Raw genomic sequence first — 15,829 nt, forward strand, 5'->3', positions numbered from 1 at the left:
CTTACAGATCCTCAAAAACAGTTCAATAAATCTTACACAATCGAGCATGAATATAATGAAAACAGCTCATCAAATATTTGATTATATTTGGTTTGAAAGGTATATTCAAAGCAAAGTTGGATTCTCTATTTATATTTGTTCACTGAGAGTGAGAGAGGTGAAGCGGATGTTCGAAAATATTGATCGAAAAAAGGAACACCTGGATGCCAATAGACCGTTACCTAAATATACGGTAAAAAGTTTACGTGAAAAGTTATTACTCGAATGGACATATAATTCAAATGCAATCGAAGGCAACACGCTGACAATTAACGAAACGAAAGTAGTCCTGGAAGGGATTACTGTAGGCGGCAAAACACTTCGAGAACACTTGGAGGTTCTTAATCATCGGGATGCAATTCAATTTGTAGAGGAGATTGTACTTAAGGATGAGCCTTTGACAGAGTGGCAAATCAAGAATCTGCACCGACTTGTACTAAAGGGAATTGATGATGAATATGCAGGTGTATATAGGGATCAACAGGTTTTTATTTCTGGAGCTAAGCACATACCCACAGCACCCTTTCTAATAAAAGAAGAAATGGAGCAGTTGATCCAATGGTATGAACAAGCAGAGACGAAAAGGCTGCATCCGGTTGTTCGCGGAGCTATGTTACATGCTATCTTTGTTGGAATTCACCCATTTATTGATGGAAATGGCCGGACATCGCGTTTGTTGCTGAATTTAGAACTGATGAAAAACGGCTTTCCGCCAATTATTATTAAAGTGAAAAATCGGCTGGCTTATTACGAAGCATTAGACAAAGCACATACACAGAAAGAATATGGTGACTTCATTCAGTTAGTTACCATTGAGGTAGAAGATTCGTTGGATCTTTATTTGAGTGCAATAATTTAAAATGCTGGAGGGCCACTCCCTTGGTCCCTCCAAGTATTAACAAATGTAACGGGTTTACCTTGGAAAATGAGACAGATCACTGTCCCGCCTAAAAGGTTTGGTGATTAGTTAACATGTTTACTGGTCCTTTAACTTTGATTCAACAACCTCTTCACTAATCTCAATCAGTTTATCAGAGACTTGATTCTTCAACTTCGTGCCCTCTTTTAGATAAATATGATTTGTGTTTTGGAGCACAAAGATATCTTCTTTATGACCTCCATGATAGCCCTTATTTAAAAATAGCATGTACTCCTTATTATCAAATGAATATAATTCTTCGTCAAAAGGGATAATCTCCCCGATCTCTCCATCCTTTCGCTGCCTGATTCCTTCCTGGATGACTAATTCTAAGATATCCCCCTTTTTATACTGAGTTTCATCAGAACCTTTAAAACTCTTTGTTACTTCAACATGATAGATTCTATCGACTTCAAATAAAGTCGGGTCCTCTTTGTCAAAAGGCACCTCAACTTCTTTATATTCACTTGGAACGACACCTGTAATGATGGTGTTAGACTCCTCTACTAGTTTGTCGACTTCGTCATATCCAGGTAAGGCTAATGCACCGGAACGTGAAGGAGTTTCTTTTTTAGCTTCTAAAATTCCATAGGAAGTGGCGCCGCCCAATGTAATCGCCAAGCCGCAGAGAATACCAGCAGTAAGCTTTTTCATGTTAAGTACTCCTTTAAAAGTTAATATGACACTATAAATGAAGTTGGTCCGTATAAGGTAAGGTTTTAATTCATTACTGAAAATGTACCAAGCCTAATAAATATCCGGCCGAAGGTATCAGCATCTTTGTCTATGTTAAAAAATACAACGCACAACAACTTCCATTATTAGGAATGTAAGTGTAACTTAAGTGTATCTCAGCAGAAATGGTTTCGGAAGTAGGATTAGGAAGTATATTTGCGGCAGCCTCGACTTATTAGCTGCAATGTTCAATGGAGTTTTACTCGGAGCATTAATAAGAGAAATATAAGTAGTGCTCACCTGAAATTAATCTCTCTTTATAAAATTGAATAGCATTATGTTATTGTTAATAAGTGGTAATGAATTCATAATATTAAGAAAGATTGAACGATATTTAGAGTTGAAAATAGAAGGGAGACTGACCATGCGAACACTAATTGTCTTGCTTTTGGGATGCCTGTTGCTGTCCGGTTGTGCTTCAGAAGGCAGCGGATCGATTATAGTTGAAGAACGAAAAGGGGAAGATCAATATGAAGAAATTTTCAAGGTGAAGGATTCCCATGAGGTGATTGAATTTCTTGATAATCTCCGCTGGCAGACTGAGACACAGGTGATGATGCAGCATTTAGCTGACTATAGGTTCACGATTAAGGACAGCGGGGAGGAGGGAGACTGGAGATACTATGTCTGGATTACCCCCGATGGAGATAAGCTTGAAATGACCAGGGAAAGTGACCTGTCAACTGACTATATAAGGATCTCTGAAGAGGATTCTCAATACCTGTTTAACCTGCTGACAGGAGAGCATCTTTAAATTTCCCTAGCTGGTGGGACTACAGCTATCTTGTCGAAAACGAGAACACTTACTGTAGACTGCGAGACGTACTCGGGGTCGAGGAACTTGTGACGTTTCTACAGAAAAAAGGAACCATGGGGCGTATCCTATAGGGTTCCGTTTTGAGGTACTCGAAGTAAAAAATAAGTTCTAATGACACTCAGATTTACACTCAAACTAGTGGCTATAAAAAGTAAAAAGACTCATTAACTGACGAGTCTTTTTGTCTTTTAATATAAATTGGTTCCGGCGTAACCATCTTCCATTAAAGCACCCGGTAGTTTGACAATTTATGCTTTTTTTATTGGTATGAATAAGGTATTAAGGTCTTCATATTATTTAGGTAAATTTAGTTGCCACGAAACTCCATAACGGTCATTTAGCCAGCCAAATTTCTTACTGAATCCATAATCGCCTATTGGCATGAGTGCTTGTCCACCTTCAATCAGTTTCTGATAAAGATTGTCAAGTTCTTCTTCAGTATTACAAGTAACAAATATTGAGAATGAAGGTGTGAAGGCAAACTGATGTTTAATATTGCTGTCTATGCACATAAATTCTTGACCTTTTAAGGTGAAAGTAGCCTGCATAACAGTTCCTTCGTCCCCACTTTCATTTGCACCATATCGAACAATATTTGTAATTGCTGAATCCTCAATCAGAGATGTGTAATAATTCATTGCCTCTTCTGCTTTGCCCTCTTGAAACATTAAAAATGGTGTGACCTTTTCCATTATAAATCTACTCCTTTTAGAATCTATTTACTAAATTATAATTCAAATATCCATTCTTTTACTAACCTGCTCCTTTAATGGAAGATTCCCTTTTTCAATCAATATTTTACCACAGGTTAGGTTGTTGATTTAACAGTTTAAGATTTGTTTTTGACAGTCAAAGTGGAGAGGGAATTAACACTCATTTGGGCACCTTTTTTCGAGGACAATAGCTGTTGTTCGGGATAAAAACCTTGTCATATGAACTGCCATTTTTAAGAGTAATGCTTTATAAACCTTGATATAATAAGAAACTGACCTATGCCAATCCATAGGTCAGTTTTAATGTCGTTTATACAAAAAGCACAACCTTTTAGGCGTATCCCCATGGTTCTTGTGGTTGTTTTAGAAAATGATAAGATCATCCTCTGTGGATAACTTATAGCTTTGTTATCCACGTCCAGCTTCAGCGCCTAGCCCCTCGGGGTCAAATAACCCTCAGAGAATAAAAGGAAAGACCGCCTTTTTTTCTCTGAGGAACATTTGCCTGTCGGGGCTGGACAAGGCGCTTGCGCTTTTGATCCGTCCAGCTTCAGCGCCTAGCCCCTCGGGGTCAAATAACCCTCAGAGAATAAAAGGAAAGATCGCCTTTTTTTCTCTGAGGAACATTTGCCTGTCGGGGCTGACCGAGGCGCTTGCGCTTTTGATCCGTCCAGCTTCAGCGCCTGAGGGTCCGTACCCACTGAAACGGACATAGCCCCTCGGGGTCAAATAACCCTCAGAGAATAAAAGGAAAGATCGCCTTTTTTTCTTTGAGGAACATTTGCCTGTCGGGGCTGACCGAGGCGCTTGCGCTTTTGATCCGTCCAGCTTCAGCGCCTAGCCCCTCGGGGTCAAATAACCCTCAGAGAATAAAAGGAAAGATCGCCTTTTTTTCTCTGAGGAACATTTGCCTGTCGGGGCTGGACAAGGCGCTTGCGCTTTTGATACGTCCAGCTTCAGCGCCTAGCCCCTCGGGGTCAAATAACCCTCAGAGAATAAAAGGAAAGATCGCCTTTTTTTCTCTGAGGAACATTTGCCTGTCGGGGCTGGACAAGGCGCTTGCGCTTTTGATACGTCCAGCTTCAGCGCCTAGCCCCTCGGGGTCAAATAACCCTCAGAGAATAAAAGGAAAGATCGCCTTTTTTTCTCTGAGGAACATTTGCCTGTCGGGGCTGACCGAGGCGCTTGCGCTTTTGTAATTCCTCACTTCAACTTAATCTGCACCGGCTTGCTTTCCTGCGTATGAATCGTCTGCGGTTTTCGCGTTGCGAGAGCCTTTCTTTTTACGGAGCTTGTCACACTGTGGATCATTTCTCCTACATCTTGAGCCGACTCAACCAGCGGGTCAACGGCTTTCATTTTTCCTTTAACATCGTCAGAAATCTGGTTGGCTGTATGGATCAGTTCTTCTGCTTCATCTGTGAGGCTGTTTACGGATGTACGGGCGTCATGCAATGTCTTTTTTGTTTCGGCAATTGTGGCCATTACTTTTCGCAATGTGAGGATCAAATAAACGACAAGAATGGTAAACGCGACAGCTGCGATAACAGCACTCATCTCAAGCATTGAGACCAGCTCCCTTCTTTTATACATGTCTATGAGATGGGAGGGGGAGACATTCCTTCTCCTTAATTGAAATATTAGGTAAGTGAGGGGCAGAGGCCTGTGCTTTTCTCCAAAAATCTTCGTGCTTTTTTCTTAATTAAACGTTTGATTACATGGCCAATCCTCTAGATCAGGAGGAGAATCAGAGCCTGTCCCCCTGTACGGTAAAGTCCTATCGTGCCGGGGTGTCATTGTGCGTTTATTTTTGTATTCAAAATAAAAAAAGACCATAATTATGAAATGGTCTTTCAATTCTAGTAGTTACTTGTATACATCACCGCGATTATCAATGGTTAATATATAGATTATTTTCTCATTATGATCAATTTCAAATATAGTTCTGTATGGTCCAGTTCTCCACCGTAGTTGCCCTTTTTTACCCTTTAAAGGTTTTATGTCACCTATAGGTGGTTGAATTAATAGTCCATTCAAAACTTGGCTTATTCTTAATACAACAGATCTTTCTTGTTTTTTTAAATATTTTATTGCCTCACGACTTAGAGTCAGTTGGTAAGTTAAGCTCATTCAAAGCTTCCTCCCATGACACAAACTCCGAGTTGTTCTTTAGTTGACTTTCTTCTTCTTCACTTAAAGGGGTTTCATCTGGTTCTAAATCCATAATCTCATTCCAGTTTGGACGAGTATGACTAATTGTTAAGTATTTTAAGTAATCATAAGCTGATTTTTTTGCTGACTGCGGCAGCTGCTTTACCATTTCAACTAATTCTTCATTACTAATAGCCATAATTAAACCTCCCTTTTATCAATCATAATTAAATTTTACCATATACCACACTTTCTATAAAAGGGACTGAGGAGGTCCTTCGTCCCACCAAATATTTATATAATAAACAGAACCCAATGATTGTGGTCAGTTTGAGTGACATCAGCAGTTGATATTGGGGAGAGTGGTGGCCTAAGTGATTTGTATGAGAGCTGCCAGCGTCCAGTTTTTCGTAGCTATTTCTCCTTCATGGCCAGCATGAGAGGCACCTGGGAAGGGATACAAAGACTGATTCCTTGTCCCTTCAAATATTTTCAGTTAGTTAAAACTTAATTGGGAATGTCGTTAAAGTAGATCATTCTGAAGGAAGCTAACCTCCGATTAAGACGCGGGACCTTATAAAGAGTTCACATTAGGGACTACGTAGGGAGGGATTCTTTGCTCTTTAGCTTGGGGGGCTGCTTTTAATAGTATTTAGCTGCGGGTTTCCTAACTTTTTAGTATACCTAGCCATTAAGATCTTCCCAATCAATTAGATGATCATTTTCGATGTCCACTTCAACCTGTTTTAGTATCTTTTTTTCTTTTTCGGTTAAAGGAGTATTATCGGCTTCTACAATCGTTTCTTTTTCATTTTCTTTTTCAATAACTACGCGAAGAATATTATAAACGAGATTGGTATCCTTTTCGTTCACAAGGTCGATAAGCAAATGAAGATCTTCTTTTTGAATACTCATAGAACCACCTCTTGAAGGATTTTGTTGTTTTTATTATAAACCATAAGCGGTAATGGGGACAGTTGCGTACCGGGGGTCAGGCCCTTTGATAAAAATTGATAACTACCTGTCACATGAATTACTATAGAAGGTAGTAAATTAGCGTGATGTTGGAGTGAGTTTAGGGAAGTGGACTTCTGAAAAAAACAAGAAAACTCTTTTAGTATTGTAAGTAGTTCACTTTGGAGGTAAAAAACATAAATATCCATAGCCTTCAGCATACGAATTAGCACCATTATTCGTATGCTATTTTTAATTGATATTACAGCATTTCTTTTACTTTTAAGTGTGTTTCCACATCTAATTTCGCACACGTTTTCGCATCACTGAAATATATATTGTAGTCTTGTGAATTATGTAGTGAATTGACTTGCGGAATGACATAAAAAAAACCAAAACGGATTTTATCCATTATGGTTAATTCGTTCTTTGATAAGGGCTTTAACTTTGTAGCAAACTTACTGTTTAAGAACGGCTTTTTTAACTAACGCCCCTCGTTAGCTTAATAATTTATTTTCCTTTCTGATAAAGCAATTCCCCATCAGTAGAATAAGCAGAAACCACGCCTACCCTTTCATTACCGTCGTCTTGTTCAGAAACAAGATACCAATAAGTTCTTTCGTTGTTTTTTATTAAAGTTGCATCTCTTTGATTATCGTTATATTCAACTGTTATTTTACTAATCTTAGGGTTGCTTACTTCTCCTAAGAATACAGTTGTATATGAACTTTTGTTATCCATAGAAATTTCACCTTTATGCCACGTTGATTGACTTAAAGAAAAAGACTTTATATCAGTATCAGTAGAGTGCATAAAGCCTGAACTCCCTTGATAATCCCAACCATTTTCTTTGAGTGAAAAGTGAAGAATTCCATACCCATTAGGAGATTGATTAAAAGAGAATGCTGTTTCATCCATTTCTTCAGTATGAAAAATATCATCTAAAGGAATATCACTTTTATATGTTGCTTGTTGTACAGTTTTAAATTCAGTTTTTTTATCATCATCTACATTGCTACAACCAGAAACAACCATTATAAATACAAAGAAAATCACAAACAATGATTTCATTAAGATACTCCTCTTTTAAAAAAATTTCAAATATCCCTTATACCCATTCTTCCACAAACCTGCCCTTCCGCTTCATCTTACCATAATTCTCCCAGTAAGGCTGACAGTTTTGGTTGCACTTTACCTTACGAATTAGGGTGCGGATTAGTATGCGATTTCATATAAAAAAAGCAGTTCAATTAAGGGTACAAATCGTGTTTTTATACTCCAAAACTGAACTACTTATTTAGTATTGATCCTTATCTTTTTATTCATTGCCGGTCTGCTCGATATACTATTCCAAGGCTTGGTCTTTCAATTATTACCTGAATCGGTTCAGACATTTTTAAAAGGCTGAAAATCTGTTAACACCGATATATGAATTTTATTTTAGAATGCTGACTCTCAGTCTGAGAGCTCAGCATTTTTTTGTCGGGGTGTCACTCGACTTTATGTAGGACCTGACCCCAGTACGCTAAAGTATTAACGTACAGGGGAAGCATGCCAGGTCTTTGGAAACAATTGTTGGTTACAATGCTCGAGACTTAGGGTGAAGGAGTGTAAGATAAACTAGCGCTAAATGAAAGTTGAGTAATATCAGCTGCTGATGGATCCGTTGCTTGAATGGTTCTTACACGAATACCAATACGATCACCGGCTGATACTTCTAATGATCCGGTATTGAGATTGGTTGCTGTACGGAAAGTACCAGCTGTGATGGTGTTATTTGGAAATCCGAATCTAACCGAACTGCTCAGCGGAGTTGTCACGTAAGGTGCAGAAATATGATCAATACCATTATTAGGAACGGAAGGTGCGCGGAATACTGTGAATTCATATTCTAGACCTAGAGTGTTTATAGAAACCACAGAAGCAACCAGTAAATCTGCGCTGATCTGTAAATTTTCAATGATCCCATCAAATGGAACTGGGAAAGCGAAACCTCCTGCTTCTGGCGGCATAGTTGATTCTCCAGAACCGTCAATAACTTCAACCGTACTACTTCCAAAGCCCATTAAAAGTGGAGCAGCTGATACTACTGTAGCCCCGCTCCGGATGATACCTGTTGAAAATGGAATTAATCCTCCACTTCCCGTTTCCCCAGCAGGTCCAGTAGGTCCAACAGGTCCCGCCGGTCCAGTAGCGCCCGTGGCTCCAGTAGCACCAGCAGGTCCCGCCGGTCCGGTAGCGCCCGTGGCTCCAGTAGCGCCAGCGGGTCCCGCCGGTCCAGTAGCGCCCGCCGGTCCCGCTGGTCCGGTAGCGCCCGCCGGTCCAGTAGCGCCCGTGGCTCCAGTAGCGCCCGCCGGTCCCGCCGGTCCAGTAGCGCCCGCCGGTCCAGTAGGTCCAACAGGTCCCGCCGGTCCAGTAGCGCCCGTGGCTCCAGTAGCACCCGCAGGTCCCGCCGGTCCAGTAGCGCCCGTGGCTCCAGTAGGTCCAACAGGTCCCGCCGGTCCGGTAGCGCCCGTGGCTCCAGTAGGGCCAGCAGGTCCCGCTGGTCCGGTAGCCCCCGCAGATCCCGCTGGTCCGGTAGCGCCCGTGGCTCCAGTAGGTCCAACAGGTCCCGCCGGTCCGGTAGCGCCCGTGGCTCCAGTAGCACCCGCAGGTCCCGCCGGTCCAGTAGCGCCCATGGCTCCAGTAGCACCAGCAGGTCCCGCCGGTCCAGTAGCGCCCATGGCTCCAGTAGCACCAGCAGGTCCCGCYGGTCCGGTAGCGCCCGCCGGTCCAGTAGGTCCAACAGGTCCCGCCGGTCCAGTAGGTCCAACAGGTCCCGCCGGTCCAGTAGGTCCAACAGGTCCCGCCGGTCCGGTAGCGCCCGTGGCTCCAGTAGCGCCAGCAGGTCCCGCCGGTCCAGTAGCGCCCATGGCTCCAGTAGCACCAGCAGGTCCCGCTGGTCCGGTAGCGCCCGTGGCTCCAGTAGCACCCGCAGGTCCCGCCGGTCCGGTAGCGCCCGTGGCTCCAGTAGGTCCAACAGGTCCCACTGGTCCGGTAGCGCCCGTGGCTCCAGTAGGTCCAACAGGTCCCGCTGGTCCGGTAGCCCCCGTGGCTCCGGTAGCACCCGCAGGTCCCGTCGGTCCAGTAGCGCCCGTGGCTCCAGTAGCGCCAGCAGGTCCCGCCGGTCCGGTAGCGCCCGCCGGTCCAGTAGCGCCCGTGGTTCCAGTAGCACCAGCAGGTCCCGCCGGTCCGGTAGCGCCCGTGGCTCCAGTAGGTCCAACAGGTCCCGCCGGTCCAGTAGCCCCCGCAGGTCCGGTAGCGCCCGTGGCTCCAGTAGCGCCAACAGGTCCCGCCGGTCCAGTAGCGCCCGTGGCTCCAGTAGCCCCCGCAGGTCCCGCTGGTCCGGTAGCGCCCGTGGCTCCAGTAGGTCCAACAGGTCCCGCCGGTCCGGTAGCGCCCGTGGCTCCAGTAGGGCCAGCAGGTCCCGCCGGTCCGGTAGCGCCCGTGGCTCCGGTAGCCCCCGCCGGTCCAGTAGCGCCCGCCGGTCCCGCCGGTCCAGTAGCGCCCGTGGCTCCAGTAGGTCCAACAGGTCCCGCCGGTCCCGTGGGTCCAGTAGGTCCCGCAGGTCCGGTCGCTCCTCCTGTAAAGGTAGCTTGTTGTTTTTGCAGAATTTTAAGTTGGAGGTCTAAAATCATACTCTCTGAAAGCTGAGTAAACAAGCATTCTCCTTCTGCAGTTATGCCTGATGTACCTGGTATGGGGCAACAATTCAAAGCTTCATCCCACTCGGTAATATCAGCTCTGAGCAATTCACAGTAAATCTGTTCATTAAAAAACTCGGTACTTTGCTGATGAAAATCCGAAACGTCAGTTGATATCAATTGATCTTTTTCGGGAAAGCCAGCACCAAGAGGTCTAGAAACTAGGAAGTCAAACTCATTACGAGTATTTAGAAAAGGCCCGACTGGTGGATTTATAAAACTTAAGTTGTCAATCGACACGGCACAGCTGAAAGGAACATCAACAGTAAAAGAGTTGAGTTCTGAGTTTAGTCCAGTCTTTTTGCCAACAATAGGATTTGCGGCGTATTGTATATTTTTACGCACAAATCCAGCAAGAAATAGCTGGCTTTCGGCGTTATTTTCAAGTTGGAGAAGACGACACTGCGTTAAATTTACACGTTTTTTGACATTCTTAATTTCTAAAACGTGCTGCCCCTCTGGAAAATTAATTTTTGCATGCATCGGTATTTTAACAGAAATTTCAGCTAGAACCACAGGGACTTTTACCAATGTAGGATCGGAAACAGGACTAGGAGTGATAGCGGTTGCCTCACATTGGCCTATGGTTGCTGAAGGTTGTTTATCGGGTTTAGATGACATTAATTTTTTCACCTCTTTCATTTAATACTATTAATTTATGAAAGAAAAAGTTTTGTTCTTGTATGTTCATCCATGCCCAGAAAAAAATCTTGAATAAAAACGCACTCCACCACAATAGATTACACCTTAATATCCCAATAAAGCTCATTCTCTACCGAAAATATGAGAGAGGATTTGATTCATTCATATATGGAAGCTTTTATACTATTAGAACCTGAATGGATTTTATTATTTATTATTGAAAGTCAAATTCAGAGAGACAAAGGGACAGGCACCTCATACCACCAAATATTTACAATAACAATCAGGATATCAGGACCCGCCTTCCGACTATGATTAACCAGGCTGGTAACCTACCTGTCTTCTTTTATTTCAGTTTGAATTGGTCTTCTAAATATTTATATGATTACAAAATGAAGCAGGAATTCGTTTTTATCCACACGGCATTTTCCTCTTAATGGGATTGATCTTGGGTGTTTGGAAGTGAAAAGCTTGCGCGTGGGGATAAGGTTTATCTATCTGAAGCAGCGTTTACTAAAAAATTGTAAGTACCTGCTACATCAATTACTATAGAAGGTAGTAAAATAGCGTGATGTTGGAGTGAGTATAGTGAAGTGGACTTCTGAAAAAAACAAGAAAACTCTTTTAGTATTGATCCTTATCTTTTTATTCATTGCCGGTCTGCTCGATATACTATTTGAAGGCTTGGTCTTTCAATTATTACCAGAATCGGTTCAGACATTTTTAAAGTTCTGAAAATCTGATAACACCGATATATGAATTTTATTTTGAATGCTGACTCTCAGTCTGAGAGCTCAGCATTTTTTTTATAAAAGTGGTGTCCTGTTTTCAAAAACCTCTCTATATAAAAGGTGAGAAAACAATTTATTGGGAGGTTTTACTAATGACTGGATGGATTAAATTTAACCGAAGCACGATTGAAAGTCCGATTTGGGGGAGTCCGTTTACCTTGAGGCTTCTATTATTGCTGAGCTGCAGTGCGCTGCAGAAGGAATTCATGTATGTGGAAGAAGTGAAGGTGCAGAGAGGTCAGTACTTGCGCTCGTATTCGCGGCTGGCGGAGGACTTGCAGTATGTAGAGAATGGCAATTTAAAGATCCCGTCGAAGAACACGATCAAACTGAGTGTGGATCGCTTGAGGAAGTATGGGCTCATTTCTACCGAGGAAACCAAAATCGGGACGTTGTTCACGTTACTCCAAAATGACGGTGATTTTTCTGCGCCCGAAAACGGTAGAACGGAGGATGAGACACGGCAAGACGAATCGATTATGCATGCGTCACTAAAAGAAGAATGTAAGAAAGGTAGAGAAGAGAAAGAAAAAGAGAGCGTGCGCGCGAGGAATGTCCCTCCTTCCAAACCAGAGATGCAGAGTAGAGTGGAGAAGGTCACGGAAAAATTTTTGAAGCTGCGAAACTCAGGGTTCTATCTTTCGCCTAAGGAGCAGTGTGCCATTGAAAAAATAGCTGAGAAGGATGTCGAAATGGCTACGCTGCTGAGCTGGATGGAGAAGATAGAGTCCTCCTACCGAGAGCGGAATGGGGACAACACGATCAAGTCGTTTACCTATTACGAGAAGGCTTTGCTGCGGAAAATCAAGAATTCCAGGAGTGCGCCTAAGCTCCCAAGCTCTTCTGCCAACCTGGTAAAAGAAACGAATGACTTCCTGGCCAAGCTGGAGAGGTGGAAGAGAGAGGGGGAGGACCGTATTGCAAACGGATCCAAGAGAGTCAAACCGTCCTTTGGGTCTGTATGGAACCGGTGAAATGGAGGGGCAGGAATTGTATGAAGCCGAAAGCATGGTGCTCGGAGCGGTTTTCCTGGAGCCTTCTGCCATAAGCGACATTATCCTGAAACCCGAACATTTTTCCCAGAGCCGCCATCGAATAATTTTTACAGCGATGAGAGAGCTGCAGTGCGATGGTGTGGAAATCAATCCTTTCAGCTTGGTCAATCTTCTGGGAAACGAGATTGAAAATGTCGGCGGCGTTACATACTTCACGGAGATCTCTCTTTGCTGTCCTTCGGTAAGCGGGCTGGAGCATTATCAGGAAGTGGTGCTGAAATCTTACAGGATAGGGGAGCTGCGTAAATCGGCCGCCCAATTTCTGAATGACTCAAGTGCCCAAACGGCAGAGGCTTTTTATCAAAAATATGTCGAGACGCAGGAGCTGGGACTGGAGAGTGGGAAAAGAAAAGGCGAGGCGTTGGTTGAGCTCTATGAGTCGCTGTATGCCGACCCTGTACATGCTGGCATCTCTTCCGGATACGAAAAGCTCGACGGACTTACAGGAGGATTCAAACCAGGGGAACTCATCATCGCTGCAGGAAGGCCGTCGATGGGAAAGACCGCGCTAGTACTGAATCTGGCCTATAACGCAGCTTCAAAAGGAACCGTTGTCGATTTCTTTTCACTCGAGATGAGCGAGAAGCAGCTTTATCAGAGGCTGATCAGCAGGATGGCCAGCATCGATGCGTCCAAGTGGCATAATCCGTTCCGCGTGTTCTCGGATAAAGAAACCAGAAAGGCGAACGAAGCGCTGAACACATGCTATAAAATGCCTTTTCAAATCCATGACCAAGGCAAGCTGACCTTGGACGAAATCCGCGCAAGAATCCAGAAGACAAGAAGGGAAAACGAAAATGCTCCTTGTTTAGTAGTGATTGATTACCTGCAGCTGATTCCGATTGAAGGGAAATTTGAACGCCATGATCTCGCGATAGGGAGCATCACCAGGGAATTGAAGCAGATGGCGAAACAGTATAAAGTGCCGATCATTCTGCTGTCCCAGCTCTCCCGGTCAGTCGAGCAGCGCCAGGATAAACGTCCAATGATGTCCGACCTCCGCGACTCAGGCAGCATCGAACAGGACGCGGACATCGTCATGCTGCTTTACAGGGAGGCGTACTATAAAAGAGGTTTCGAAGGGCAAGAGACGGAAATTAATCTGGTCAAGCACCGGAATGGGCCGGTGGGGACGGTTGGGTTGAAATTTGTTAAGGAGTTTAGTTGGTTTGTTTCGGGGTGAATGCGGTTGGTGTAAAACAGGTAATTCTAAATTAATTTTTTAAAAGGTAAAAGTGATGGAAAAGGCTGTGTATTCCAGAGCCCAGGTACAATAATGTATTCTTTACCTAAGCTCTGGCCCTGACTTTACTGCACCTTCCGACAATTATTGGGGGGGCACTGTGAGTATAGATTAAAAGGAAAGGCCCTTTTCTAAAAGATTGTTTCTTTTGAGTGCTATTTTATCTCCTCCTCATTTTCACGTAGAAGGATTGGAGCGTAAGGCGTGTGACCTCCTGCAGGACTAGCGGGACAGGTGAGACCCCGAAATCCAGTTGTAGCGCCCAGCCCCTCGGGGTCAAATAACCCGCATCGAATAAAAGGAAAGACCGCCTTTTTTTCGATGCGGAACATTTGCCTGTCGGGTCTGAGCAGGGCGCTTCCACATTTTATACAGGCGAAGCCGAGGAGGCCGGGCGCCCGGCCCTGGAGCGGAAATCCATTACTTTTAAAATAGCCACAATCTTTGCGAAAACAGTCAAAGGAAAAGACTAACCCTGAAGAGTCCTGAATAATATGTTGAGAGTAAACTCAATATTAACGAGGGAGGAGTCCATGTTAATAAAACCAATAAAAGATTTGTTCGCTAAATGGGAAATGAACTATTCCACTCATGATTTCGCTGAATACTCAGCCATGAAGGGAAGGTTGGAAAACAATAGCATTCCCTATAAGATGAAAACGGTGAGTCCAGGAATAGAAAAGGGAGAAGCGGCCTCGTATCAGCTTTTCGTGTCAAAAGCCTTGATGAAAAAAGCAAACGAGGCAATTCATAATAAAGATTCTTAAATCAAGAGAATCAGAGAACAGAGCCTGCCCCCCATCACATTAACGCTTTAACGTACCGGGGGTCAGGCCCCTGTGATTCACTCAAACAACTTATACCAATACAATGTAGTTTCAATATTGGGATTATATGACTGCTTCAGTGTATCTGCCCCACCCAGCAAGAATCCGTGTTTCACGTAAAATCTGCATGCACCAAGATTATCATCTTGTGTTTCCAAGGACATTCCGATAAGTTTCCGTTGTTTTGCCCATTCTTCCGCTTTATGTAAAAGCAGCTTTCCAACTCCGCTTCCTCTATACTCTTGTTTAGCAGCAATGTTTTCAATATAACAGAAGTGATTCCAGTCCTTAACGATTCTAATCTGCCCTATGCAAGTATCGTTGGTATAAGCTAAAAACAAGGCTCGATCCTCTGAATTTATATATTGGCTCCAATCAAGCTTGTCATCTGGGAAACGTGTTTCGCTGGCTTCATCAAAAAGAATCTCTTTATAAGTCCACTTTCCTGATTGTAAACTAGGGACAACTCTGCCATACAACGTAAAATAATCATTAGTCTTAGGGATGTCCTCTATTAACTCCTGTTTCAATGAAGCAATGATGATGTTACTTTCACTATTCATATTCCACCCTGCCTTTTCGTTGAATTAACTATCATTAAAAACAAACTTATTCAGCAAACGCCACTTTTACCCCTAGTAATTATGAACAGAAATTTGGTGGGATTAGGCGTTTGGCGGGTTACCCATTTGGCTAAGCATCATGATAACGATCACAATCCCCGCACTGAATAAGGCGATATAAATGGCTATTCCAGCAAGTATATTTTTTTCTGTCTTTTTAACGAAAGCCATAACCCCAACAACCACCGATAAAATAATGGACAAGGCGATAAGAGATAAAGCGAAATAGATATCAATCCTTATTAGCCTATAAAGGATCGCAAAGAAAAAGGGTACTGGGAAAACGCTTAATAGTAAAGACCAGTAGCTTAACCAAGAGAATTTTTTCAATCTACTCACTCCCTCAAAAATTAATTATTCTTTCGCCATAGCCGCCCATGCCTCACTTTTCCTGAAACGTAAGATACTGTTTTTTCACATAAAGAGATGTATCCTTTATTTTCCTATCTTAAACGATTTTATCATTAGTAGGTGTTTTACAGTAGGAAATAAGGGCCTGACCCCGGTACGTTAATGCGTTAATGTACTGGAGGCAGGCCCTTTTATTCTATTGCCTTCAACGGAACAGCACATGTTA

General features: G+C 43.3%; 16 protein-coding genes. 6 read left to right on the plus strand and 10 right to left on the minus strand.

Annotated features, from left to right (window positions below; all coding sequences use genetic code 11):
- Positions 1-166: 166 nt before the first annotated feature.
- Positions 167-898 (plus strand): Fic family protein, encoded by a 732-nt coding sequence (locus tag FZC78_RS10610; protein WP_148939683.1) that lies wholly within the window; start codon positions 167-169, stop codon positions 896-898.
- A 117-nt stretch (positions 899-1,015) separates the two neighbouring features.
- On the opposite strand, the gene FZC78_RS10615 is transcribed toward FZC78_RS10610, so the two are convergent.
- Positions 1,016-1,612, minus strand: coding sequence for a hypothetical protein (locus FZC78_RS10615; RefSeq protein ID WP_148939684.1), 597 nt, complete (start codon positions 1,610-1,612; stop codon positions 1,016-1,018).
- A 445-nt stretch (positions 1,613-2,057) separates the two neighbouring features.
- On the opposite strand from FZC78_RS10615, the gene FZC78_RS10620 reads away from it, so the two are divergent.
- Positions 2,058-2,447 (plus strand): hypothetical protein, encoded by a 390-nt coding sequence (locus tag FZC78_RS10620; RefSeq protein WP_148939685.1) that lies wholly within the window; start codon positions 2,058-2,060, stop codon positions 2,445-2,447.
- Between the two features lie 356 nt (positions 2,448-2,803).
- On the opposite strand, the gene FZC78_RS10625 is transcribed toward FZC78_RS10620, so the two are convergent.
- From FZC78_RS10625 to FZC78_RS10680, 7 genes are all read right to left on the minus strand, one after another.
- Positions 2,804-3,202 (minus strand): VOC family protein, encoded by a 399-nt coding sequence (locus FZC78_RS10625; protein WP_148939686.1) that lies wholly within the window; start codon positions 3,200-3,202, stop codon positions 2,804-2,806.
- Between the two features lie 1,224 nt (positions 3,203-4,426).
- Positions 4,427-4,789 (minus strand): DUF948 domain-containing protein, encoded by a 363-nt coding sequence (locus FZC78_RS10655; protein WP_187444893.1) that lies wholly within the window; start codon positions 4,787-4,789, stop codon positions 4,427-4,429.
- Positions 4,790-5,089: 300 nt separating this feature from the next.
- Complete coding sequence (locus FZC78_RS10660; RefSeq protein WP_148939688.1) at positions 5,090-5,353, minus strand: type II toxin-antitoxin system RelE family toxin; 264 nt, start codon at positions 5,351-5,353, stop codon at positions 5,090-5,092.
- Positions 5,319-5,573, minus strand: a complete 255-nt coding sequence (locus FZC78_RS10665; RefSeq protein WP_148939689.1) for a hypothetical protein — start codon at positions 5,571-5,573, stop codon at positions 5,319-5,321. The genes FZC78_RS10660 and FZC78_RS10665 overlap by 35 nt, the downstream gene beginning before the upstream one ends.
- A 485-nt stretch (positions 5,574-6,058) precedes the next feature.
- Positions 6,059-6,289 carry a hypothetical protein gene (locus FZC78_RS10670; protein WP_148939690.1) on the minus strand — a complete coding sequence of 77 codons (231 nt, stop codon included), beginning with the start codon at positions 6,287-6,289 and terminating at the stop codon, positions 6,059-6,061.
- 549 nt (positions 6,290-6,838) lie between these two features.
- Positions 6,839-7,399, minus strand: a complete 561-nt coding sequence (locus FZC78_RS10675) for a hypothetical protein (protein WP_148939691.1) — start codon at positions 7,397-7,399, stop codon at positions 6,839-6,841.
- A 524-nt stretch (positions 7,400-7,923) separates the two neighbouring features.
- The gene (locus FZC78_RS10680) at positions 7,924-10,692 is read right to left on the minus strand and encodes a CsxC family protein (RefSeq protein WP_187444894.1); all 2,769 of its coding nucleotides are present in this window, start codon (positions 10,690-10,692) and stop codon (positions 7,924-7,926) included.
- Positions 10,693-11,301: 609 nt separating this feature from the next.
- Here FZC78_RS10680 and FZC78_RS23645 point away from each other — a divergent pair.
- The 4 genes from FZC78_RS23645 (at position 11,302) to FZC78_RS10700 (ending at position 14,569) form a co-directional block, all read left to right on the plus strand.
- Positions 11,302-11,448: a hypothetical protein gene (locus tag FZC78_RS23645; RefSeq protein WP_187444895.1), complete on the plus strand. Its 147-nt coding sequence runs from the start codon at positions 11,302-11,304 to the stop codon at positions 11,446-11,448.
- Between the two features lie 148 nt (positions 11,449-11,596).
- Positions 11,597-12,478, plus strand: a complete 882-nt coding sequence (locus FZC78_RS10685) for a DNA helicase (protein WP_148939692.1) — start codon at positions 11,597-11,599, stop codon at positions 12,476-12,478.
- Positions 12,423-13,742: a replicative DNA helicase gene (locus FZC78_RS10690; RefSeq protein ID WP_252183583.1), complete on the plus strand. Its 1,320-nt coding sequence runs from the start codon at positions 12,423-12,425 to the stop codon at positions 13,740-13,742. The genes FZC78_RS10685 and FZC78_RS10690 overlap by 56 nt, the downstream gene beginning before the upstream one ends.
- A 593-nt stretch (positions 13,743-14,335) precedes the next feature.
- Complete coding sequence (locus FZC78_RS10700) at positions 14,336-14,569, plus strand: hypothetical protein (RefSeq protein ID WP_148939694.1); 234 nt, start codon at positions 14,336-14,338, stop codon at positions 14,567-14,569.
- A 77-nt stretch (positions 14,570-14,646) separates the two neighbouring features.
- On the opposite strand, the gene FZC78_RS10705 is transcribed toward FZC78_RS10700, so the two are convergent.
- Both FZC78_RS10705 and FZC78_RS10710 read right to left on the minus strand, forming a co-directional pair.
- A complete protein-coding gene (locus tag FZC78_RS10705) occupies positions 14,647-15,192 on the minus strand; it encodes a GNAT family N-acetyltransferase (protein ID WP_148939695.1) in 546 nt (181 codons plus the stop codon).
- Between the two features lie 102 nt (positions 15,193-15,294).
- Positions 15,295-15,582 carry a hypothetical protein gene (locus FZC78_RS10710; RefSeq protein WP_148939696.1) on the minus strand — a complete coding sequence of 96 codons (288 nt, stop codon included), beginning with the start codon at positions 15,580-15,582 and terminating at the stop codon, positions 15,295-15,297.
- Positions 15,583-15,829: the final 247 nt, after the last annotated feature.

Source organism: Rossellomorea vietnamensis, from assembly GCF_008180415.1.
Taxonomy (GTDB): Bacteria; Bacillota; Bacilli; order Bacillales; family Bacillaceae_B; genus Rossellomorea; species Rossellomorea vietnamensis_C.